Genomic DNA, 21,695 nt, shown 5'->3' on the forward strand with positions numbered 1-21,695 from the left:
AATCAGATAAAAAGGAATGAAGCGTGCAAGCTAACTTTATTGATGGAACCACCCTGTACCGTCAGCACTCTTTCGAGTTGCCACTTGATTATCAAGCCAAAGATGGACAACAGATCCAAGTCTTCGCACGTGAGCTGGTTGATCTCGCTAAAGATGAGCAAGAGCTGCCGTGGTTGATCTACTTTCAAGGCGGCCCAGGTTTTCCTTCTCCACGGGTGAGTGGTCAATCGGGTTGGCTAAAGCGTGCATTACAAAACTACCGTGTTCTGCTTCTAGACCAACGTGGTACTGGCAACAGCACGGTTATCAGCCATGAAACTTTGGCGCATTTGTCTCCAGAACAACAAGTCGAATACTTAACGCATCTCAGAGCGGATAACATCGTTCGTGACGCTGAAGCGATTCGTGAACAGTTTGGTATTAAGCAATGGTCGACGATTGGTCAAAGCTTTGGTGGCTTCTGTACACTGAGCTATTTGTCACTGTTCCCACAGAGCTTGCAGCGTTGTTATGTGACGGGCGGCATTCCTTCTATTGAACGAGAAGCTGACGATGTTTATCGTGCGACTTACAAGCGTGTAGAAGACAAAAACAGAGCTTTCTTTGCTCAGTTCCCACAAGCACAAGCTATGTGTCGCGAGATCTCTGATTACCTGCTCAACAACGATGTGAGACTGCCAAACGGTCAGGTGTTCACAGTTGAACAGTTCCAGCTAATAGGTATTAATCTTGGTGGCGGCGAAGCAAACCTTCCAATGTATTTCACACTGGAGAGTGCGTTTGTTGAAGTGAACGGTAACAGACAGCTGAGCTACAGCTTCCTAAATCAAATGCAGCAAGAGCAGGGTTACTTAACTAACCCAATTTACGCAATCTTGCATGAATCGATTTACTGTCAAGGTACAGCGTCTAACTGGTCTGCACATCGTGTTCGTGAGCAGTACCCACACTTCAACTACCAATCGGGCAGTGAGTTCTGGTTTACTGGTGAAATGGTGTACCCATGGATGTTCGACCAACTTGAAACGCTGAAGCCACTGCGTGAAGCCGCGAACATGTTGGCTGAAAAGTCGGACTGGGGCACTTTGTACAACGCAGAGCAGTTGAGCAAGAATACAGTGCCAATGGCGTGTGCCGTTTACGCCGATGACATGTACGTTGAGTTGGATTACAGCCGTGAAACATTGGCGAACATTCCTAACTCGAAAGCGTGGATCACCAATGAATATGAACACAATGGCTTGCGAGTAGACGGCGAAAGGATTGTCGATAAATTGATGACGATGGTTGAAGCGTTAGAAAATCTGCCAAAGTAATCAAGCTATTTGCACTAGAAACAAGATGCGTTAGAAGCTTTCTACTTTAGAAACTATCTACGTTAGAAATACGATACGCCAGAAACAAGAAAACGCTGCACCCATGCAGCGTTTTTTTATGTCATCGAACTATTCGATTTAAGGAACTAGGAGGGGTAGCCCTTGAAGCCATTAAGGTTGGATGACGATATCTTGATTTTCAGTGGTCGATAAGCTGGCGCGGTTTTGTTCGATAAGTTGAGCCGCATAAGAGGGAGTCACAGCTTGAATTTCGCCTTTTGAACGAATCGTTAATGCTTCCCACGCATGATCACGGTATTTGCCTGTCTGTGTATATTCAATAAGTACTCTCATGATTCTTCCATCCGATGTGTAGTTAACGTGCTACTAACATTAGCGCCATTATTGTGGTTACACACCTGTTAAAAATGGAACATAAGATTAACCAAATGAGAATGCGTGTAACTTGAAAAACAGACCCAACTGCACTTATCTTCTTAACCGCGTTTATCGCAACTAACCGTATTTATCGCAACTAACAGCATTTATCGTAACCAACCTTACTTATCGTAAATAGCGTCCATAAAAAACGCTGCACAATGGCAGCGTTAAAGTTGAGATAGGTTGAAGATTGCTTAGCTGTTTTCTAAGCCAACAATCTTGCGTGCAGACATCACTGCACTATCCAAATCGGTCAATCTACCAGCACTTGCTGGACCAAGAACTGATGAATACAAAGCCAACTGCTTCTCAAATGATAAATCTAATTGGTTATATAGATTTTGGCGGATTTGAGCGTGTTGCTGAGGCTTTGCGCTCGACAGGCCTTCCAACGTATCGTAGATGAGTGTAGTTGTATCCATAACTGTCCTTAGTACATCTTTAGAAAATTTTGCATATTATGCACTTGGTATCATCTTTGTTCTGCGAGATTGATCGCATTATGTGCAGCTCTGCTTAATTGTGTAATCAGTTAGTTACAATTGTGTTGTACGGCAAAGTGTCGGAACTCGGGTTTGGGCAAAAGAAAAGGAGACACAGTGGTCTCCTTTTGGCTTGTTAGCAAAGATAAAAGTTACGTGCTGTTCGCTGTTTATTGAGCCAATCGGCTACGCACAGCTACAGCGCCTATCGTATGTTAATGTTCTTATCTCGATTTTCGTACATTTCAGGTGTGGTGTGTAATCCACCTGCATAGCCTGCTGCTTCAAGTGTTTCTCTTACCTCTCGAACATGCTCAGCCGTGACCGGTTCATTTCTGTCGCCAAGGTTTAAACGCACAAACGTGATTAACTCAGCTAAGCGTTGATCCGACAGTACATCCTCAAAACTTGCCATTGGCATGAAATTTCTGTCTTTGTCGAGATAGGTGGGTTGCAAGCCGCGCACGGTTACCGCAATGGTATTGAATGGGTCGCTGTGCATGATAATACCGTTGTTCAACAGAGTAGGGGCGATTGGATCGCGACCTTTACCATCGTCACCATGACAGGCCCCACAGGTTTGACGATACGTGGTGTAGATTTCACTGGCATACGCAGCTTCATCAAACCCTTTAGGCTGTAACTGAACGGCATCACTGGCAATGGTGTTGTTGATGTCCCCACTGAGTAGGTAATAGGACATCGACTCAATATCTTCACGCGTCATCAAGCTTAGGCTGTTTTTCACTACATCAGCCATACCCGCAAAAGCGGTGCCTTTGTCTGAATGTCCTGTGTGTAAAAAGTCTGTGAGTGTTGCTTCATCCCAACCATCGATATAGAGCTCATTGGCTGTAATATCAGGCGCGTTCCAACCGTCGATCAAGTTACCTTGGAAAATACGTTCTGGTATCAGTGCTTGGGCAATATTTCGAGGTGTATGGCACTCCGAACAGTGACCAAGTCCTGCGACCCAATATTTGCCTTGTTGCCACTTATCGACATTCTCAATTTCTCCTTTGAGTTCCTCTGGCACTTCATAATCAATAGGGTCGGTATCCATGAATACGATGTTCCAGCCAAGCAAACCTAAGCGAATATTGGATGGAAACATCATGCTGTTGTCATCATTGCGTCGCGGCACGGCGGTGATTGACTGCATGTATTCCCATAAATCCACCATGTCTTGGTCGGTGAGGTATTGATAGGAGGTGTAAGGCATTGCAGGGTACAGGTAACCATTCTTGCCTTTACCTGCGACTAACGCCGCTCGGAAATCATCGAAGTCATAAGTCCCAATACCTTCGGTAGTGTGTGGCGTTATGTTGGTTGAATACACGGTGCCGAAGGGGGTGACAAAGGGTAGGCCGCCAGCAAAGGGTTCGCCACCTTCTGCACTATGACAAGCCACACAGTCACCGGCATAAGCGAGATATTCTCCGCGCTCAACAGATGATGCTTTCAAGCTCGCGAGCCGTTGTTGCTCTACGTCACCAGCGTGTCGGATATAAGCCCCAAGCGCGAGTATCTCGTTCTCACTGAGCTGCTCATCAAACGCAGGCATTAGGTTGTTCAAACCGTAATTGATGGTGTGCTGAATCTCTTCAATACTCCCTCCGTGAAGCCAGATATCATCGGAAAGATCAGGTACGCCAATCGCTGGGTTAGCGACAGCACCATCGGCATGACAAGACGAACAGTATTGGACGAACAAGGTTTTACCGAGCTCGACTTTAATCTCCGGCACATCGGTATGACGTTGGTTGAGGGAGGCTAGATAGTAGGAGACTTTTGCCACCTCGTCTGGGCGCATGATTTCACTCCAACCCGGCATCGCTCCATTTCGCCCTTTGGCAATCGAATGGATCACAGCTTCATCACTGCCGCCGTATAACCATTCTTGGTCGATAAGATTAGGGAAGTGTTTCTGACCTTGTGCATTATCTCGGTGACAAGCGGCACAGTGAGTTTGGAACAGAATCCTACCGCTGTTCACGATCTCTGGGACAGCAGCTAATCCCTCTAACGTGGTTTCGCTGGTTTGTGCAAATTGCTCATTGAGAGTGGTGGATGGTGAACTGAGCTTATCGTCGCTTTGTTCCCAATCGACTAAGCCTTCCCATTCTCCAAGCCCGGGGTAGAGCACCAAATAACCCGCAGACAAAAGAAATGCCACTGCATAACTGATAAATAACAGCTTAGGTGGAGGCGCATCTTTCTCTTCAATACCATCAAAGGTGCCAATGGTGTGGTCGTGATCGGCCTTGTGATTGCTACGCCAGTATTTAACGACAACAGACACCATCAGAACAAAGAATATTAAGGTTAAGAGTACCGCCCATAGATTCCAGAATGTGCTCATTGTGATACCTCCTGTGACGTATCTTTACCCAGGCTTTGTAAATAGCGAATCAGAGCTTCACCTTTGGTTTTGCCTCTTACTTGCAAACGGGCATCACCAATTTCTTGATCGGTATAAGGCACACCTAAGGTACGTAACACTTCCATTTTGGCGCTAATATCATCGCCAGTCAGAGTCTGCTCAAATAGCCACGGGTAAGAGGGCATGATCGAGGTCGGTACGACTTTTCGAGGGTCAATTAAGTGAATAGCATGCCATTGGTCAGAATACTTTCTACCTAAGTTAGTGAGGTCAGGACCAGTACGTTTAGAGCCCCACAAGTTAGGAAACTCATAGATATCGTCTGCTTCTTGGTTCGGGCGACCATTACGCTTCACTTCTGGCTCTAGAGGGCGAACCATTTGTGTGTGACAAACATGGCAGCCTTCACTGATGTATATGTCTCGGCCTGCTAACTCAATCGGTGTGAGAGGCATCGCTAAGCTGCCTTTGGCAATATCATCGCCACGGACAATGCTTGGCACTACCCAGACCAATAAAGAGAAGGAGGCCACGACAACAGTGGTCAAAATTAAAATGACGATTGAATGTGTAAAGTCTTTACTCATCATTTAAGCTCCTTCATTAACAGTGTGTTTAGCATCATTTGTTACGGGCATACGAACCGTTTTGTACAAGTTGAAAGCCATTAAGAACAATCCAAGTACAAACAGCGCGCCACCAAAGAAACGCATGAATAGCCAAGGTGCTTTAAAGTCCATAGCTTCTACAAAACTGTAAATCAGTTCGCCATTTTCATTTTGAGCGAGCCACATATATCCCTCGCCGATGCCTGCGATCCAAAGTGCTATTGCATAGATGGCGACGCCAGCATGAGCAAGCCAAAAGTGCCATTTAATCAGTCGTCGTGACCATAGATCGGTTTGGCCCCATAAGCGTGGAATGAAGTAGTAAAAAACCGCTATCCCTGACATCCCAACCCATCCGAGAGCCGCGGAATGTACGTGCCCGATGATCCATTCGGTGTTGTGTGCCACCATGTTGAACCAGCGAATAGCGAGTAGCGGACCTTCGAATGTTGCCAAGCAGTAGTAAAGAATCGCTGAGAAAAAGAATAAAAGAATGTAGTCGGACTTCAGCTTTTCTTTATTTTGTAGGAGGGTCATTGCGCTATTGAACGCGCCTGCCCAAGAAGGGAGCCACAGGATCAAAGACATAACGATGCCGATGTTCTGAATCCAGATGGGAACAGAAGAATAAACCAAATGGTGCGTTCCGGCCCACGTGTAAAAGCCGACCAAGCCCCAGAAATGGATCACAGACAAACGGTACGAGTAGATAGGTCGATCCGCCGCTTTGGGTATGAAATAGTAGTTCATACCAATCACACCAGCGGTCAGCAAGAAACCGACGGCATTATGTCCCCACCACCATTGAACAATCGCATCTTGAGCGCCTGCAAACACAGAGTAGGACTTCATCGCCAACACAGGCATCGCGAGGTTGTTCACGATGAAAATCATTGCAACGACGATAATGAATGCAGCAAAGAACCAGTTAGCCACAAAGATATGGCTGACCTTTCGTTTAGCAAGGGTGCCAAAGAACAACACCGCGTACAGCACCCAAACCAACACAATCATCAAGTCGATTGGCCATTCAAGCTCCGCATACTCTTTTGAGGTAGTGTGGCCTGCGGGTAAGGAAATGACCGCAAGTAACAGGATGAATTGCCAGCCCCAAAATACCATCCATGAAAGGCTTTTGTTGAACAAGTCACAATGGCCTGTTCGCTGGGCAATGTACAAAGACGTCCCCATCAAGATATTCACGACGAAGCCGTAAATTACTCCAGAGGTATGTAGCGGACGCAGTCGACCAAATTGGAAATACTGAGAATCAAAGTTTAAGACTGGCCAATATAATTGCGCGGCGAGAATCACGCCGATGATCATACCTACAATCGCCCACACTAAGGATGCAATGATGAAGTACTTCACGACCTTAATGCTGTATTGCGTTGTCACTTGTTCCATAACAAGGCTCCTTGCCTAGAGGTTTTGAATCGCTGACTTAATTTGAATCGCTGAGCGAGCCTGCTTCGTTGCCGAGCACAGAATAGAAATAGGAAATGTCACGGATGTCTTGGTCTGAGAGCGTGTCGGCTTGTTGTTGCATGAGAATCGCTAAGCCACTGGTTCTTTCTCGAGTCTGGTAATCTTTCAATGAAGAGATGAGATAACCCACTTTTTGACCGCGAAGGTTCGGGTAGGGATCTTGTGTTGAGATGCCATCAGCGCCATGACAGGTCATACACACTTTAGCTTTTTGTTTACCTAATTCGAATTGTTCTTGATTAACTTCAGCAGAAACAGGAAACATGACCAGCGTCATTACTAGGGTAGAAAGTGTCGCCATGGGGTTAAATTTTTTTATATTCAAACTCATTCTCGATTCCCTTGATTATGAAATGAGTAAGCTTTCTAAGATCAATACACGAGATCAACTGGTGAAGTAGAAACGACTGGAACTCGTTATTAAGTCTCTTAAAGCTGCTTACGTTCGATTAAAGGTTATGCAGCAACCAGCATTTTCGCTACTGACTTACTCATATTTATTGTTAATTTTGTTGTTTCATACGTATTCATAGGGCTTATTGGTTTACTTACGCAGAGTAAAATACGAGTTTTTGTTACTAGACGGTTGAGAAGGAATACGTCAAGCGGGTAGGGAGTGCTGAACGAGAGCGGTGATGGAAGAGACAGAGAAACGGCGAAGTTATTGAAAAACAGCGAGGTGTAGGGGCATTAGGGATAAAGCGATACCAATCAATCTGAGTGGTATCGGTACAAGTTAAATGGTCAATTTATACTAGACTCAAATTAGTGACCTTTTTAAATGGAGTTTAGAATGAGAACTGTATTCTTGTTGATGCTTTGGCTTTGCTCGTTTTCGATTTTTGCAGCCTCAGAGTTAACGGTTTTCGACCACTCCGGGCAAAAGCATGGTTTTAGTAGAGAGCAACTCCTGTCACTTCCTCAAAAAGAAATTACTACCACCTTGCCTTGGGTCGAGGGTCTGACCGTTTATAGTGGTGTGACGTTACAAACGGTGCTTGAAAATATGGATCTACCGATATCATCACAAGTCACTTTCGTAGCATTGAATGACTATAAAATTGCGGTGCCCAAAGAAGATTTTGATACCTATGAACCCATCATTGCGATTAAAAAGAATGGGGAGTTTATGTCTGTGAGAGAGAAAGGCCCGTTTTGGTTGATTTACCCAATCTCTGCGAACCCTGAAACCAATACCCCTGATTTCCATGCCAAGATGATTTGGCAGATTCGTGATATTCACCTGTAGAGGCTAATTATGAAGAAGCTGTTGTCTATGGCCGCAATCAAAGTCGTTGTTTTGTCTTTGGCCGTGGTTGTTCTATCCGTCAATATCTACAGTGTCACTCGAATTAATGACATCAACAAGAGCTTTTCTAACCGCCAAAATGAGGCCACTTGGTTTGTTTTTCAACTCGTCAAAGAGTATGCAAACTTCTTGATGGTTAGCCATGCAAAGACGATTGATTATGATGAACTTTGGTTGGCATATGACATTACTTGGAGTCGTTTTGATATTCTGATCAACAGCACTGAATCGTCCAATTTTATTCGCTCAGCAAACTTTAAACCGTACTTTACCGCAGAGTTTGAAAAGTTTAAGTCGTTAGAATCCTCAATTAAGTTGGTGAATCAAGGCGCTTTGCCTAAGGAATCACTGCGGAAGAAAATTGATATTTGTTACAACACGCTGGTCGAATTTATTAACGAAAAGTTTCGACTTCAAAGCCCGGTTATTGAAGAAAACACCACAATGGTCGACAAGTTGGTGATGATGCATCAGATAAGCAGCGTATTTCTGGTGTTGCTACTGCTTGTGACAGGAGCGATTTTTTACGTCGACTTTGCAATCAAACGAAAACTTCATTCTACCGACTTCATTACTGGCTTTCGCAATCGAGTCTCGCTCATGCAGTTTGTTAAGAACAGCTATCCAACAAACGGTAATTTCGACCTTTACTTTGTAAGAATCAGAAACCTTAGTGAGATAAACCAAAAGTATGGACTTGAATATGGAGACTTGGTGGTGAGTTCAGCTGCTAAGTCCCTGACGGCAAAGGTACCGGAAAGTACTATCTCGTTTCGTAGTAGTGGCAGTCAGTTTCTATTCTTCATTCCTGAGCAATTGTACACAAGTGATGAGATACAGGAAAAATTCAATGACGTGCTTAAGGATTATATCTCTGCGGGGAATTTAGAATTGATGATTGACGCTGTAGTCAGGCATAAGAAGAACATCAGCTCTAAAGATATGATGGAGCTACTAACGACGATGCAGAGTTAATCCCCGCATCAGCGATAAGTTAGATCATTAGGTTTTGTTGACTGTACGCTCACCATTCTCCCGCTTCACTATCATGGCTTTTGCCATTCTTTATTTGCCTCCTCATTCAATGTGCAGCCAATAGAGAGCTCCTGCTCTGATGAAGATAGTTCTACTACTAGTTATAGCTATAGTGGCTTTCCGCGCTTGAATAGGAAGAGAGGCTTTGAGGTTTAGGTTTAGGTTTAAGGTTACTGCTTTTGAGTGAGTGCAACGATTCGCTCGTTAGATCTCGAACTGCTAACAGACTGCGGGTTTAAAATTGCTTGCGGGTTATGGTTTCGAACAAACTCGATGAATTCCAGATAAGTGAGTGGCTGACTGAAGAAGTAGCCTTGTATTAGGTTACAGTTGGCTTTTCTGAGGTAATGATACTGTTCTATCGACTCAACACCTTCTCCGACGACTAGCGTGTCACAAGAGTGGCCTAAGTTAACCATAGATTCGACCATCTTGCGGTCGGCCTTGTCGTCTACCATGTTATCGATAAAGCTCTTATCAATTTTGAGCTCATCCACAGGGTAGTGGAGAAGTTGGTTAAACGCTGTGTAGCCCGTACCAAAATCGTCAAGGGAGACCTTTAAACCTAAGCTTCTGAGGCTCTCGATAGTCTGCACCGTAAGCTTGGTACTTTTCACGTAACTGGTCTCGGTAATCTCTATAATAATGTTGCCAGGTGGCACTTGATAACGTTCGAGTACTTTACGGATGTTGTCGGCAAAATTACGGTTGTAGAGCTCCATCGCCGAGATATTAATTGACAGAGTGCCCTTGTATTTATGAAGTTCTGAAAGCTCTTTATAGCTTTTGATCGCGGTGCCAATGACCCACATGTCGAGCCTGGCAATAAGGTTACTCTTTTCTGCAACTGGGATAAATTCTTCTGGTCCCGCATCGATATCGAATAAGGCTGGGCAACGAATCAGGCACTCCGCGCCATCTATCTGAAGTGTCTTGGCGTTAAAAATAGGCATAAAGCGAAGTTCAAAGTTGTCACTTTCGCAGCACTCTAAGAGTCTTTTCTCTACAACGTCATGGCGTTCCAAGGTATGTAACAACTCTTCGCCATAAACAATACGACTTTCGCCATCACTATGAGACTTCGCATTAGCTAACATTTCATCGATGCATCGGTGCCAAATCTCATCGAACTTTGGCGTGTCGAGCGGTAAAACACCTGTTGCGAGTGATAATCGAAACCCATAGTAGTCAAGGAAGGTGGTGCCGGTCAGCGTATTGTTGATGTTCTCAATTTCTTCGTTTATCACTTGGTTCTTACCCATCTCCAAGATCGCGATAAACTGATTCCCTCCCAGTCTGGCTAAAGAGTAATCACTGCAACTAAAGCCCAAAGAGGCTTGTTGGTTTTGTAGTGTCTCTTTCAGTGCTTTAGCTAAGCTTATCAGTACATTATCACCAACTTTTGCCCCGTAGAGATCGTTAATTTTACGAAAATCGATGATGTCCCAACAAACCACATAGCAGTGTGGGCTCATCGAGCTTTTTAGTCGTACATCAAGGTGTCTGATGAAAGAGCGTCGGTTAGCTAGCTTGGTGAGTTGGTCGAATTCGGCTTCGAACTTCAACTCTGTTAATGAGTCTATGTACGCGTTCTTTAAACCATCAATTTCACTTTGCCCTGATGAGCGTTTGAAGTATCTAAGTTTGAGCCCGCCGATCGATATCTCTTGCAGTAAGTCTTTAAGCGGGCGCACAAGTTGGTAACGCACCACTAAATGCACGATCAACATGATCGTAAAGAGAGTGCCAAAGCCACCTAACAAGGTTTGTTTAGTGATGATGGCTTTCTCATGGTTGAACTTTTGTTCTCGAATATTTACTTGCGCGATGAGATTTCGGCTGGTCATCTGCACATTGATATTATCTTGGGTTTGCTCAATTGATTTGATAACGAATTGGGTATTTCCGATGTTGGCAGCGTCAGAGGATGGCTCGATTAAGAACTGAATATTGTCATCGTCATTGTATTTGATTAATAAGCTAGAGAGTTGTATCAGAGGTCCGTCAGCAATCAAGATGTAGCGATTTAAACTGTTACTTGCACGTTTGTCTTGAGGAAGGAGGTAAGGGTCAATTGCTGCAACATACGAGTATCTGAGCTCTCCACTGATCGAGACATAAGAGAAGCCTTCGTAGGAGAGTTCCTTCTTGCTGATTAACGAGGTGTATATATCGAAGACTCTTTCGTAAATCTTGTCAGGGATCTTTAGCCCCTCGAAAGGATCGGCTCTGAGAGTCGAAAGCGTTAATTTGAACTTAGGGTCCACGATATAAACATTGCGTTGCCCAAATTGATTGACGTGATTCTGGCTTAATACTCGGAGTACTCGTTTTTCCAATAGCGATAGAGTCGTGTAGTCGCCAGGATTTTGAATGTAGCGGAGGAACTGCAACGAAGAACCGATATCTTTAACTAGTAAGGACAAGCCGAGCTGCTCGTATTCCGCCGCGACTAAAGCGGTGTTCACATCAGATTGCACCTTGTCCAAATACATGTGCTTAGCATGATTTGATGCGAAGTTGTACATCACGATTCCTGCTATCAGGAGCACAAATGTCAGCGTTGGTAAAAGTACAAAATAGAGCTTCTTCAATACTGGCATGAGTTATCTCAAACTGTCGACAATACGATTGCGAATTTGAATGCTACTCGGTTCTAACGGCTGATAAAGGTAGCTGCGATCTAATACTTCTTTATTCGGGAAAAGCTCGGGATCGTTTTGATACTCCTGAGAAGTGAGTGCTTTTGCTTTTGAACTTGGCGTTGCAAACCATGAGTCCATTGCGTTTTGAGCGGCGATTTCGGGTTGCGATAAGAAGGAGAGAATCGTGGTTGCCTGTGGAGATCGCTCTCCGTTGTTAATTGCAGCCATACACTCTAACCATAAGGTTGTTCCTTCTAGAGGCACTGTGTAGGCCCAAGATGCCTCAGGTTCGGCATCATTAAGCACATAGCTGTCACCTGAGTATCCGTAGGCGAGGTCGATGTTGGCTAAGTGTTCGGGATGACGAATATAATCGACAACGTATTCATTACTTTCAAGGTGAGGCTTCTGTGCTTGTAGCGTTTTGTAAGCGACTCGAAGTTCTTGTTCGTTGTTGGTAAACGGCTCAAATTGATTCATCAGAAGCGCAGCACTCACCAAATCCGTAGGCTCATAATACATGCTGATTCGGCCGCTGGTTTTGGTTTCAGGGTCTAGAAGAGCGCCCCAAGACTTGGGAGTCTCAACTTTTCCGCTTCGGTATAAGATGCCGGATGTCCCCCAAGCGTAGGGGATTCCATATTCGCCACACCCATCCACCCATCTTGAGTCAAAGTTGCTTGAAAGGGATTGCTGCAAGTCGCTCAGGTTGTGGAATAAGTTCTGTTTAGCCAGCGCTTTCAGTTTCATACTTTCAATGACAACCAATTCAAACGCACCTCGTCGTTCACTCAATAGCACTTCATCACGAATGGACTCGTCAGAAAAATATTGCTGCTTTAGCGAGATGCCGTAGGTATCACTCAACTGGGTAACGACGCTGTCAGATAAAAATTCATCCCAATTGTAGAGATAAATATCATGCTGCTGGCCAAATACAGGGCTAGCCAAAAAGGATGTTGACGCAAGTATTGATACGCAAAACGCTTTCACTGACGGATTCCCTTTCGTACGTGATAACTAAATCGTAGCCCAAAATTTGCAACATGATTCAAATTTAGGCACTTAATTTAACTTCAACTTCATGCATTTCATGCAAATAGCAACTTGCTACTCCTACTTGATACCGAACCTTTATCGTGTGAGGCAAGGATGACTCCGTCGTATCGTATTCAACACAAGTACGTATTCCAGTTTATTGTCCGTGAATGGATTATTTAAATTAATATTCATCATAATATCCATTCTTACAAGTTATTATGCAAATATTAAGCATTAAATAATGATGCGGTGATTACCTTTTTCGGGTTTTCGCTCGTATTAATCGTCGTTATTCCTTTGTTTTGCCATCGCGATTTACTCTTATGTTCAATGTTCTTTTATCCCTAAAAACACTTCTATAACGTTTTGTTTATCATTTGTTTCGTTTCTCAATAAGTATCGATAAAGTTGTTGCTAAAGACTTGTAGCACAAGGTGATTGTGCTTATTGTGGGCAGCAATATCTAGGTTATGTCCCAACGAGCCATGATTGCCGGTTTGGGAAATGTTGTGCATTTAGGAGCCATTGTGGATTTAGAGATATATCAAGTAGATTCGTTTACAACTCAAGCGTTTAAAGGGAACCCTGCCGGGGTCTGTATCTCCAAAGAGCCGTTGGATGAGTCGTTAATGTTTTCAATCGCTGAAGAGATGGCGGTATCTGAAACGGCTTTTCTCGCGCTTAACACTATGACGCTTAAATGGTTCACTCCCGAAGTCGAAGTGAAGCTGTGTGGACATGGCACACTGGCAACGGTTCATGTGATGAAAGAACAAGGACTGCTTGAGACAGGTGATAAGGTCGTGTTTAACACCTTATCTGGGGAATTATCTGCCGCCGTTTGTGAATCGTCTATCGAGCTTGATTTTCCTAGCTCCGAACTGTCATTAGATTCTGAACCCAACCTCACGCTACTTGAACATCTAGGTTTAGATCCGCATCAAGTAGTTTCATTCAGAGAATTTGACTCTAAGCAGTTAATCGAAGTTTCCAACGAACAAGTGTTATTGGAGCTTTCACCAAACTTTGATGCGTTAAAAGGTATTCAAGGGCGAGGTGTAGTGGTGACAGCATTGGCAGCAAATACGGAACTTGATTTTGTTTCTCGCTACTTTGCACCTTGGGTTGGGGTTAATGAAGATCCTGTGACTGGCTCGGCACATTGCGCATTGACGCAACACTGGGCAGAAAAGCTCAACAAAAGCAGTTTCAGTGCTTATCAGGCGTCTCGTCGTGGTGGCTATATGTCGACTGAATTATTGGCTAATGGGCGAATAAAGTTAATCGGCTCTGCGACCACTGTGATTAGTGGTGTGTTGAAGCTTTAGATTTTTATAGAAGCTTTAGAGCGCTGTTTGCTCTGTTTTGTTGTAACCGCCTAGTATGTTTTATTCGATTATTCACCGTGAAAGAAGCGGCTAGGGCGGAATGTTATTATTGAAGGAATCACCGTGTCTGCCTTTTATCTTTCCCAAGTATTAGTCGCGATAGCCATTTGTTTTGATCTTCTGTCATTCCAATTCAAGGAAAGGAAGAAAATCGTCACTTGTCTGTTCTTTGCTGGCGTTCTTATTTCGAGTCACTTTATCCTACTTGAACAATGGACAGCGGCGAGCTTAATGACGATTGCCACGATTCGCTATTTGACGAGCGCATTTTCTACCTCGTCTAAGTTTAAATATTTGTTCTGCTCGATGTCGGTGGTCGCAACCGCAGTGACTTACTCGGGGCTAACCAGCATATTGAGTTGCTTTGCCTCCGTATTTCAAACCTTTGCAGCCTTCAATAAAGATGACCGTCGATTAAGAGAATTGATGATCATCGGAACCAGCTTTTGGTTGATTCACAATTACTTAGTTGGCTCGCCAACAGCGGTTGTTATGGAGGCGCTGTTTATCTGCAGTAACTTGGTGGGCTATTACCGTTTTTACTTCAAAAAGAGTGCCGCTGCTTAGGTTTACAGTGCAGTTAAGGCCCAAGTTGTTAATCAATTCAATGCTAGCTAGGAGAGCTTGATGCCAAACATTTACAATGATGTTCCTTCATCAATACCTAATGAGATATTCAATGACCTGATTGCCAACGACAACATTCGAATCGAGAGAATACTCTCATATGGTCACAGTTCTCCTGAAGAGGGTTGGTACGATCAAGATGAGCATGAGTGGGTGATGGTGATCGATGGGCAAGGGGTGATTGAGTTTGAAGATGGTCGCATTGTTACCTTGTCTAAAGGGGATTATCTCAATATTTCCGCAGGTGAAAAACACAAGGTGCTGAGGACGGATAAAGATGCGGTGACGATCTGGCTCGCTGTGTTTTATCGTTGATATCTTGCTCTAAAGCTGAGGCTGTTAGGTTATAAAGCTTGCTGATTCAGCTGTTTATTTTCACCTCAGAAAGGACTTAAGACAAAAAGGAGTATGTTGTGATTAGAATTCGAAACTATCAAGCGAATGATGACAAAGCACTGTGGGAGATCTTCTTTCATACGGTACGTAACGTGAATGTTCGAGATTATTCTCAACAGCAAGTCGAAGCTTGGGCACCCAGTAGCTTTGACTTTGCGTTATGGCAAAAGCGTATGAATGGGTTACAACCCTTTGTGGCTGAACTCGATGGTTGCGTAGTTGGCTATACTGACCTGCAACCAAGTGGCTTGATTGATCACTTTTTCTGTCACCACGAATATCAAGGGGAGGGGGTAGGGAAAGCGTTGATGGAACATGTTTTCACTGTGGGTCGAGTTCGTGGTATATCGAGATATTTCTCTGAAGTAAGTATTACCGCAAGGCCTTTCTATGAGCATCTTGGTTTTAAGGTGGTGAATGAACAGGAAGTCGAAATGCGTGGTGTAAAGCTGACCAATTACGTGATGGAAAAGGTAGTTGAAGATAGAAAAGTCAGTTGAATAGGCGGGCTAGTGTTCGTAGGGATACAGAAACCGAGTTTGAAATATTAATGAACCTTTTTAAGGATAACTTTTCCTGATCTATTGATATTGTCGATGAGTTCAAATTGTGTGCAAGATAATTTGTCTAATCTAAACATTGAATGAATACAAGGAGTGTTGTTCATGAGTCATGTGAGTAGATCTAAACTATATACATTGGTGTCGATGTTGTCCTTCGCTGTTGGCGTTCTTGCCTTAGATGCTGGGGTGTCGGGGTTATTTCCTCTCTTTGTTGTCGTCATCTCATTCTTTTCATTTGTCATCAACTCGTTTCTTTGTTTGTTCGGAGGTAAACGCGAAGATGGCTTTGATGCCTATCAAAAAGCAAATCAGACTCGGTCGCGAGCACTGGTCAAAGGCTTAGAAGACTCGAACAAATAAACCTATGCCTTCAGACGAACGGTAATCTCATTTTTGACACAGTTTTCACCTGCTTTTTGTTCTCTTATTCAAGAAAAATCATCTCTTTAGAGATAATATTCACTTCAACTAATATCAGTGAAGGAAGTAAAGTGGGTATTGAAGCTTTAGCGTTTGTGATGGACGCATTAATCACCGCATGTTGTATGTACATCGCCTCTAAAATGTCTTTCGTGGTCGCAGATTTTAAATCCCTTCTTACTATTGCTGTTATCGTTGCTCTGGTGTCATTGATTCCAACAGTAGGTTGGGTGTTAGGGTTGATTCTGTTTGTGTACCTACTCGGGAAAGCGACGCACTCTAGTATTGGTGACTGCATCTGGGTAGTGGTCTTCACGAAGGTGGTATCGATGGCGGCCTTTCTGATATTCGGGCGCTTGTTTATGTAATCCGGGTTCTTGCTTATATAAAGGCAGGTTCGGCTAGTTTGATACCGATCTTAACTTGGTATTTAAACGTCAAAAGGGTGTGAGCCTGTCACACCCTCTAAGAACCTTTGATTTGTGTTCATCTTTATTATTTAGGCAGTAATACAGCATCAATCACATGGATAACACCATTACTTGCTTCAACATCTGCCATCACGACCTGCGCTTTGTTGACCATCACGTTGCCGTGATCAATTCCTACCATTACCGCTTCGCCTTGCACTGTTACGGCACTATCAACTTTCATCACTTCAGACGCCATTATTTTCCCTGGCACCACATGATAGGTCAGTACTGCAATCAGCTTGTCTTTGTTTTCTGGCTTCAACAGCATATCAACCGTTCCTTCTGGTAGCGCAGCGAACGCTTCATCCGTTGGCGCAAACACTGTGAAGGGACCGTCACCTTTCAATGTTTCAACTAAGCCTGCCGCTTTTACCGCTGCTACCAAGGTGTTGAAAGAGCCGTTTTCAGCCGCCACGTCAACGATGTCTTTCTTCATTCCGTGGTGATCAGCGTGAGCAAAAGCCGTAAAAAGAAGCGTCGCAACTAGCACTGACATGGTTTTGATTAATTTATTAAACATATTGTCTTCCTTTGAGTTTTGTCCGTTATTTTCGAGAGGTATTACGAAAGCCCAATCGTGATAGATCAATTTGTTGTGTCTTTGAGTGAATGGTTAGCGATATCGACAGCGTCAAGCGAATAAACTTATATTGTTAAATGCTTGTTACAATTCCATTTTGATGCTTATAGTTATTTGATGCTTATAGTTATTTGATGCTTATAGTTATTTGGTGATTATTCAAGTAATGGATGTGAATATGAGGTTTGTTTTACCAGTAGTCTTTTCTGCATTGGCTTCAATGCCTGCATACAGTGGCCTTGCTCCAAGTGAAGGCTTCAGCGGTAACTTCAGTGTATTGGCCGGTTTCTACTCTGACAGTAGTAATTTGAGTACTGAACAAGATTCGAATCAAGCCACCAACACCCAGGAAGGGGAGAGTGAAAACCAAGGGCTACTCGGCTTTTTGGGTACTGTTCAATATACTTTTGGCGAATCGCTGACTAACCAAGTGTATGCGGGTACGACACGAGAGGATATTGCAACAGGTACCATTGCGTTTGAGATCGGTTATCGATATCAACTTTCTGGTGGCACCATATTGGATTTTTCTGTTATTCCTACGCTTATCTCGGGTAAGGCTTGGACGGATCCGTATGCTGTTGGCGTTAATCGAAATGAAACGGATGTGAAAGGTAATGTAGGACGACTGCAGCTCACTAATATCGGTGGAACTGGTTTTCGAACGGATCTCGCATTTGGGCAATCAGATGTTGATGAAGAGCTATCTGGTAGCCAAGGCTTATCTCCGGAAGATACTGTGCTGCTGGATAGGGAAAGAACCTATGTGTACGCCAAAGCAGGATACCGCTTTATCTTACCAAACCACGCAGGTCTATTTGTTCCTTCAATGGTGTATTTCCACTCAGACGCAGAAGGAGGAGCACTCAGCTTCGATAGTTATGGTATTGAATTAAACTACGCGAAGAGAATCGGTCGTCATGGTTTTGTTGTCACCCTAGATGCAAGTGATCGAGAATATGATGAGTCGAATCCAATTTACGGGCAAGTACGTGAAGAGAATGAATTCGGTGCATTCTTAGCTTATGAGTTTGGTGGTTTGATGGGCTATAAAGATTGGGCGTTCATTACTTTACTGGGTTTAAGAAGCATAGATTCTAATATCGATTTCTATAACTCCGAGCAAGTATTAGCGAGTGTGGGTGTGGATTATAAATTCTGATATTCACACTATTTTAAAAATACTCATCAAAGCAGAAGTTTAAGTTCAGTCTTACTATTTGTTTAATTATTTCGGGCACTTACACCTTTAAAGGTTGTAGGTTCCCGTTGCTATCCGTAATATGAAAATTAGCTTATGGATAGAAATAATAGGATAAGGAAGCGCTTTGGAAATACAAATTAGACATTTAGAAGCAACGGATAGCCAAGATATTTTCGATATTTATCGCCGCCCTTCAGTTTCAGAAAACACCTCACAAAAGCCTTATCTTAGTTCTGAACAAGTGGAGCGACTGTTTGGTCATTCAGACCATTTTACTCTGGTTGCGGAAGTCTCCGGCAAAGTAGTGGGTCACATTACTTTATTCATGACCACCAAGGTAAGAGACAGGCACTGCGCTGGTCTTGGTATTGCTATTCACCCGGATATGCATGGTAAAGGGGTCGGTAAGGCGTTAATGCAAGAAGCGATCAATCAGGCGGATAACTGGCTTAATCTCGTGCGTCTTGAGTTAGAGGTTCATGCCGATAACCACGCCGCTATTGCTTTGTATGAACGTGTAGGCTTTCAGTTAGAAGGCACAAAAAGACTCAGTACGTTCAAAGCGGGTAAGTACATCGATATGTTGCTTATGTCGAGAATACGACCAGATTACCGTTGAGATCGAACCAAACAGGTTCCTGCTTTAGAAATCGGTTAATGAGCAATTGATTAGTGAAATTCCCATTAAACTCTGTATAGTAGCAACCGTTTGCTTCGTATAACCCCAATGATATGGTTTGGGGGTCTCTACCAGCTCCCGCAAAGTGCTGATTACGAAGGGTTTAGATCACAATTGTGTTCTTACTCTTTGTAATGGCGTTCAAGAAAACCTCCTGTCTATTATTCAGAGTAAGTGCACACCTAAAATCCATAGTAGGTGAAATATGAACGCATTTATTCAAGGGCTCCCAAAAGTAGAGTTGCATTTACACATTGAAGGTTCGCTCGAACCTGAGTTACTTTTCCAGCTTGCTCAACGCAATGGCATTGAGCTGCCTTATTCATCCCCAGAGCAACTAAGACGCGCATACGAATTTGATGATTTACAGTCATTTCTGGATATCTATTATCAAGGTGCTGATGCACTGCGCACAGAACAGGATTTCTACGACTTAACATGGGCTTATCTAGAACGCTGTAAAGCCGACAATGTTATCCATACTGAGATTTTCTTTGATCCTCAGACACATACCGATCGTAGCATTGCATTCGATACCGCTATTAACGGCATTCATCGTGCGCTTGAACAGGGTCATAAAGAGTTGGGCATTACCTCTCAAATCATCGCATGTTTTCTGCGCCATTTATCTGAAGAGAGCGCCATTCAAACGTTCGCAGAGGTATTGAAGCATCAAGATAAGATCGTCGGGGTTGGACTGGACTCTTCTGAATTAGGACACCCACCAGAGAAGTTCAAGCGTGTATTCCAACAAGCAAAACAAGCGGGCTTCTTGACGGTGGCGCATGCAGGAGAAGAAGGGCCGGCTCAAAACATTGTCGATGCGATTGAAATGCTCAGCGTGAGTCGAGTGGATCATGGTGTCCAGTGCATGACAGACGAAGCTCTAATCGAAGAGCTGATTGAAACCAAAATGCCACTGACGGTGTGCCCACTGTCGAATATTAAATTGCGTGTATTCGATGTGATGGAAGACCACAACATTGTCGAACTGCTCAGAAAGGGTGTGGCTGTAACGATTAACTCGGATGACCCTGCTTATTTTGGTGGTTACATGTCGGATAACTTTAATGCGGTGAGCAAAGCTCATGAGATGACGCATCAGGAGTTAGCGCTGTTTAGTTTGAATGCGATAGACGCGAGCTTTATTGAAGCGCCATTGAAGCAGCAATATCGAGAGCTTGTTCAAGGTTACTTAGCTAAAGCTGATTTTGACCAGAATTTCTAGCCGCTGTGCCCATTTACTAGCAGCTGAGTATAAAGCGCTAGGATGGCCAACTAAAGTGGATGGTAAAGTGTTATCGACTGAGTCTGCTTAATCTCTATAAGCCTAAATCATCTAGATGAAGACAAAAAAGAAGCTGGCAGTTTGCCAGCTTCTTTCATTCTTAAATTAAGCTCATTGAGCTACTTGTTCACGTAGTCTTTGAATTTCTGCTTGGTTTCAGCATCCGCTTTTTCGTACCAGAAATAGAGCATCTCTTCAGCTGTATTTGCTGCATTTCCGTCAATCTTTGTTGGAAGCGTTACCGGTTGTGCGACAGCAGCTGCTACGCCCGCGCTAGAACCTACTGTAAGTGCAGCGATGCCGCCTTTCTGGTTGTACTCCTTCGCTTCTTGCGGGTACTTACGACCAATCTGCATGCCATCTTTGATAAGTTTGTCTTGCTTAACACTGATTGCATTTTGGTTTTCATCAACCAGTTTCCAATCTAAGTTTTGAAGGCCTTTTTTCGCTTCGTTGGTGTTACGGAACTTAGGCATGTCAAACGTCAATGCTGTGTCTGTCGCATCAAAAGTAGCAATAATGGTATCGCTATCGACAAACTCTCGGTCGTTACCTTGGCTGAAAGCCAGTTGATATTTGAAAACGATTTGGTTTACGCCATCTGGAACGGTGATCGTTTTGCTCGAAGAGAAGAAACCACCGTCGAGATCAGGTTTAGCCTCATTAACAGCTAAGACTTCGACTAAAGCATCTGCGCTAGAAGGAACTTCAATTGTTACGTCAGCTAACACTTGTGGCGCTGCGATAATTGTCGAAAGCAGCGCAATGGATTGTAATGTTTTCATAGTCATACAGTTATTTAGGTGAGTAGTTCTACACTCGCATGCATAAAGAAGTATTTCAAGTTGCCTTGTCTCGATTTGGAAAAATTCACCGAAACTTAACCAAAGCCTAGTTTTTGAACGTGTCGATTGTATGGTTTCTGTGCGAGTGAGGGCGTGATCTTGAACTTTCCTCTGTCACGTCATCATCGACGTCCAGTGAGGCTTGAGGAGAAGGTAAAGAGATATAAATAGGAATAATTGCCGCCACCCAAATGGCATAGATGGTAATGATTCGGTTGAAGGCGACAAACCAGGTTTCGCTGCCGCTACCAGATAAGTAGTAACCCAATAAGGTAAGTAAGGTGCAGCCAATAGCCCACATCACGGCTGATAGTGGATCTTTCGTTGTGGCTGCGAGCAAGACTATCGTTATTTAGGGCACGGCCATGGCAATGCCCAAAGGAACATGACAGTCGACCACAAAAATGATTGTGGCACCGAGTGCTAAGAATAAATGTGGCCAGTGCTAGGTAAATTTACATTCCATATCATATGACACCTTCTT

22 protein-coding genes, 1 pseudogene and 1 riboswitch are annotated in these 21,695 nt (G+C 43.7%); of the genes and pseudogenes, 12 read left to right on the forward strand and 11 right to left on the reverse strand.

The annotated features are described in order from the left end of the window. Positions 1 to 23 precede the first annotated feature (23 nt). Positions 24 to 1,316, forward strand: a complete 1,293-nt coding sequence (locus AB4138_RS20680; RefSeq protein WP_372307525.1) for an alpha/beta fold hydrolase — start codon at positions 24 to 26, stop codon at positions 1,314 to 1,316. Between the two features lie 171 nt (positions 1,317 to 1,487). Here the strand turns inward: AB4138_RS20680 and AB4138_RS20685 are convergent, their stop codons facing one another. From AB4138_RS20685 to AB4138_RS20710, 6 genes are all read right to left on the reverse strand, one after another. Further along, positions 1,488 to 1,670, reverse strand: a complete 183-nt coding sequence (locus AB4138_RS20685; protein ID WP_004730424.1) for a hypothetical protein — start codon at positions 1,668 to 1,670, stop codon at positions 1,488 to 1,490. Positions 1,671 to 1,951: 281 nt separating this feature from the next. Beyond that, entirely contained in the window at positions 1,952 to 2,179 is a 228-nt protein-coding gene (locus tag AB4138_RS20690; RefSeq protein ID WP_004730426.1) for a PAS factor family protein, read from the reverse strand. Between the two features lie 265 nt (positions 2,180 to 2,444). Next, positions 2,445 to 4,601, reverse strand: a complete 2,157-nt coding sequence (locus AB4138_RS20695) for a cytochrome c (RefSeq protein WP_102393760.1) — start codon at positions 4,599 to 4,601, stop codon at positions 2,445 to 2,447. Beyond that, entirely contained in the window at positions 4,598 to 5,212 is a 615-nt protein-coding gene (locus tag AB4138_RS20700; RefSeq protein ID WP_017064719.1) for a cbb3-type cytochrome c oxidase subunit II, read from the reverse strand. Before AB4138_RS20700 ends, AB4138_RS20695 begins: the two co-directional genes overlap by 4 nt. After that, positions 5,213 to 6,637: a cytochrome-c oxidase, cbb3-type subunit I gene (gene ccoN / locus AB4138_RS20705; protein WP_017069846.1), complete on the reverse strand. Its 1,425-nt coding sequence runs from the start codon at positions 6,635 to 6,637 to the stop codon at positions 5,213 to 5,215. A 37-nt stretch (positions 6,638 to 6,674) separates the two neighbouring features. Next, entirely contained in the window at positions 6,675 to 7,049 is a 375-nt protein-coding gene (locus tag AB4138_RS20710; protein ID WP_029235248.1) for a cytochrome c, read from the reverse strand. Positions 7,050 to 7,511: 462 nt separating this feature from the next. Here AB4138_RS20710 and AB4138_RS20715 point away from each other — a divergent pair, with 462 nt between their 5' ends. Together AB4138_RS20715 and AB4138_RS20720 are read left to right on the forward strand one after the other, a co-directional pair. Continuing rightward, entirely contained in the window at positions 7,512 to 7,967 is a 456-nt protein-coding gene (locus AB4138_RS20715; RefSeq protein WP_017069847.1) for a hypothetical protein, read from the forward strand. Positions 7,968 to 7,976: 9 nt separating this feature from the next. After that, the gene (locus AB4138_RS20720; protein WP_372307528.1) at positions 7,977 to 9,002 is read left to right on the forward strand and encodes a GGDEF domain-containing protein; all 1,026 of its coding nucleotides are present in this window, start codon (positions 7,977 to 7,979) and stop codon (positions 9,000 to 9,002) included. 230 nt (positions 9,003 to 9,232) lie between these two features. Here AB4138_RS20720 and AB4138_RS20725 read toward each other — a convergent pair whose 3' ends face one another. Both AB4138_RS20725 and AB4138_RS20730 read right to left on the reverse strand, forming a co-directional pair. After that, positions 9,233 to 11,665: a putative bifunctional diguanylate cyclase/phosphodiesterase gene (locus AB4138_RS20725; RefSeq protein ID WP_372307531.1), complete on the reverse strand. Its 2,433-nt coding sequence runs from the start codon at positions 11,663 to 11,665 to the stop codon at positions 9,233 to 9,235. A 3-nt stretch (positions 11,666 to 11,668) separates the two neighbouring features. Next, positions 11,669 to 12,700 (reverse strand): PotD/PotF family extracellular solute-binding protein, encoded by a 1,032-nt coding sequence (locus AB4138_RS20730; RefSeq protein WP_017060025.1) that lies wholly within the window; start codon positions 12,698 to 12,700, stop codon positions 11,669 to 11,671. Between the two features lie 575 nt (positions 12,701 to 13,275). Here AB4138_RS20730 and AB4138_RS20735 point away from each other — a divergent pair. From AB4138_RS20735 to AB4138_RS20760, 6 genes are all read left to right on the forward strand, one after another. Beyond that, complete coding sequence (locus tag AB4138_RS20735; protein WP_372307534.1) at positions 13,276 to 14,076, forward strand: PhzF family phenazine biosynthesis protein; 801 nt, start codon at positions 13,276 to 13,278, stop codon at positions 14,074 to 14,076. Positions 14,077 to 14,199: 123 nt separating this feature from the next. Beyond that, positions 14,200 to 14,703 (forward strand): YgjV family protein, encoded by a 504-nt coding sequence (locus tag AB4138_RS20740; protein ID WP_372157403.1) that lies wholly within the window; start codon positions 14,200 to 14,202, stop codon positions 14,701 to 14,703. A 60-nt stretch (positions 14,704 to 14,763) separates the two neighbouring features. Beyond that, positions 14,764 to 15,078: a cupin domain-containing protein gene (locus AB4138_RS20745; RefSeq protein WP_102393766.1), complete on the forward strand. Its 315-nt coding sequence runs from the start codon at positions 14,764 to 14,766 to the stop codon at positions 15,076 to 15,078. Between the two features lie 98 nt (positions 15,079 to 15,176). Further along, on the forward strand, positions 15,177 to 15,659 hold the full coding sequence (locus AB4138_RS20750; RefSeq protein WP_372307537.1) for a GNAT family N-acetyltransferase: 483 nt from the start codon (positions 15,177 to 15,179) through the stop codon (positions 15,657 to 15,659). A 165-nt stretch (positions 15,660 to 15,824) separates the two neighbouring features. Next, the gene (locus tag AB4138_RS20755; RefSeq protein WP_017060020.1) at positions 15,825 to 16,082 is read left to right on the forward strand and encodes a hypothetical protein; all 258 of its coding nucleotides are present in this window, start codon (positions 15,825 to 15,827) and stop codon (positions 16,080 to 16,082) included. 131 nt (positions 16,083 to 16,213) lie between these two features. Beyond that, a complete protein-coding gene (locus AB4138_RS20760) occupies positions 16,214 to 16,510 on the forward strand; it encodes a hypothetical protein (protein ID WP_102393767.1) in 297 nt (98 codons plus the stop codon). Between the two features lie 127 nt (positions 16,511 to 16,637). Here the strand turns inward: AB4138_RS20760 and AB4138_RS20765 are convergent, their stop codons facing one another. Then, complete coding sequence (locus tag AB4138_RS20765) at positions 16,638 to 17,135, reverse strand: fasciclin domain-containing protein (protein WP_372307540.1); 498 nt, start codon at positions 17,133 to 17,135, stop codon at positions 16,638 to 16,640. 238 nt (positions 17,136 to 17,373) lie between these two features. Between AB4138_RS20765 and AB4138_RS20770 the strand changes: the two genes are divergently transcribed. The 3 genes from AB4138_RS20770 to AB4138_RS20780 all read left to right on the forward strand — a co-directional run bounded on the left by AB4138_RS20770 (position 17,374) and on the right by AB4138_RS20780 (position 20,306). After that, positions 17,374 to 18,357: a DUF2860 family protein gene (locus tag AB4138_RS20770; RefSeq protein WP_372307542.1), complete on the forward strand. Its 984-nt coding sequence runs from the start codon at positions 17,374 to 17,376 to the stop codon at positions 18,355 to 18,357. A gap of 166 nt (positions 18,358 to 18,523) precedes the next feature. After that, the gene (locus tag AB4138_RS20775; protein ID WP_017060016.1) at positions 18,524 to 19,018 is read left to right on the forward strand and encodes a GNAT family N-acetyltransferase; all 495 of its coding nucleotides are present in this window, start codon (positions 18,524 to 18,526) and stop codon (positions 19,016 to 19,018) included. A 75-nt stretch (positions 19,019 to 19,093) separates the two neighbouring features. Continuing rightward, positions 19,094 to 19,193: riboswitch (purine riboswitch) on the forward strand. A gap of 90 nt (positions 19,194 to 19,283) precedes the next feature. Then, positions 19,284 to 20,306: an adenosine deaminase gene (locus AB4138_RS20780; RefSeq protein ID WP_102393770.1), complete on the forward strand. Its 1,023-nt coding sequence runs from the start codon at positions 19,284 to 19,286 to the stop codon at positions 20,304 to 20,306. A 179-nt stretch (positions 20,307 to 20,485) separates the two neighbouring features. Here the strand turns inward: AB4138_RS20780 and AB4138_RS20785 are convergent, their stop codons facing one another. Both AB4138_RS20785 and AB4138_RS20790 read right to left on the reverse strand, forming a co-directional pair. Further along, the gene (locus tag AB4138_RS20785; RefSeq protein WP_102332870.1) at positions 20,486 to 21,151 is read right to left on the reverse strand and encodes a DUF2057 family protein; all 666 of its coding nucleotides are present in this window, start codon (positions 21,149 to 21,151) and stop codon (positions 20,486 to 20,488) included. A gap of 106 nt (positions 21,152 to 21,257) precedes the next feature. Beyond that, positions 21,258 to 21,682, reverse strand: a pseudogene (locus AB4138_RS20790) (hypothetical protein). Positions 21,683 to 21,695: the final 13 nt, after the last annotated feature.

It is taken from the genome of Vibrio sp. 10N.286.52.C3, assembly GCF_041468865.1.
Classification (GTDB): domain Bacteria; phylum Pseudomonadota; class Gammaproteobacteria; order Enterobacterales; family Vibrionaceae; genus Vibrio; species Vibrio crassostreae_C.

What these genes read in the sequence shown, in the direction of transcription:
- AB4138_RS20710 (WP_029235248.1), bottom strand. Translation starts at nt 7,049, where the DNA reads ATGAGTTTGAATATAAAAAAATTTAACCCCATGGCGACACTTTCTACC.
- AB4138_RS20685 (WP_004730424.1), bottom strand. Translation starts at nt 1,670, where the DNA reads ATGAGAGTACTTATTGAATATACACAGACAGGCAAATACCGTGATCAT.
- AB4138_RS20725 (WP_372307531.1), bottom strand. Translation starts at nt 11,665, where the DNA reads ATGCCAGTATTGAAGAAGCTCTATTTTGTACTTTTACCAACGCTGACA.
- AB4138_RS20780 (WP_102393770.1), top strand. Translation starts at nt 19,284, where the DNA reads ATGAACGCATTTATTCAAGGGCTCCCAAAAGTAGAGTTGCATTTACAC.
- AB4138_RS20765 (WP_372307540.1), bottom strand. Translation starts at nt 17,135, where the DNA reads ATGTTTAATAAATTAATCAAAACCATGTCAGTGCTAGTTGCGACGCTT.
- AB4138_RS20700 (WP_017064719.1), bottom strand. Translation starts at nt 5,212, where the DNA reads ATGATGAGTAAAGACTTTACACATTCAATCGTCATTTTAATTTTGACC.
- AB4138_RS20695 (WP_102393760.1), bottom strand. Translation starts at nt 4,601, where the DNA reads ATGAGCACATTCTGGAATCTATGGGCGGTACTCTTAACCTTAATATTC.
- AB4138_RS20720 (WP_372307528.1), top strand. Translation starts at nt 7,977, where the DNA reads ATGAAGAAGCTGTTGTCTATGGCCGCAATCAAAGTCGTTGTTTTGTCT.
- AB4138_RS20745 (WP_102393766.1), top strand. Translation starts at nt 14,764, where the DNA reads ATGCCAAACATTTACAATGATGTTCCTTCATCAATACCTAATGAGATA.
- AB4138_RS20690 (WP_004730426.1), bottom strand. Translation starts at nt 2,179, where the DNA reads ATGGATACAACTACACTCATCTACGATACGTTGGAAGGCCTGTCGAGC.
- ccoN (WP_017069846.1), bottom strand. Translation starts at nt 6,637, where the DNA reads ATGGAACAAGTGACAACGCAATACAGCATTAAGGTCGTGAAGTACTTC.
- AB4138_RS20755 (WP_017060020.1), top strand. Translation starts at nt 15,825, where the DNA reads ATGAGTCATGTGAGTAGATCTAAACTATATACATTGGTGTCGATGTTG.
- AB4138_RS20715 (WP_017069847.1), top strand. Translation starts at nt 7,512, where the DNA reads ATGAGAACTGTATTCTTGTTGATGCTTTGGCTTTGCTCGTTTTCGATT.
- AB4138_RS20770 (WP_372307542.1), top strand. Translation starts at nt 17,374, where the DNA reads ATGAGGTTTGTTTTACCAGTAGTCTTTTCTGCATTGGCTTCAATGCCT.
- AB4138_RS20785 (WP_102332870.1), bottom strand. Translation starts at nt 21,151, where the DNA reads ATGAAAACATTACAATCCATTGCGCTGCTTTCGACAATTATCGCAGCG.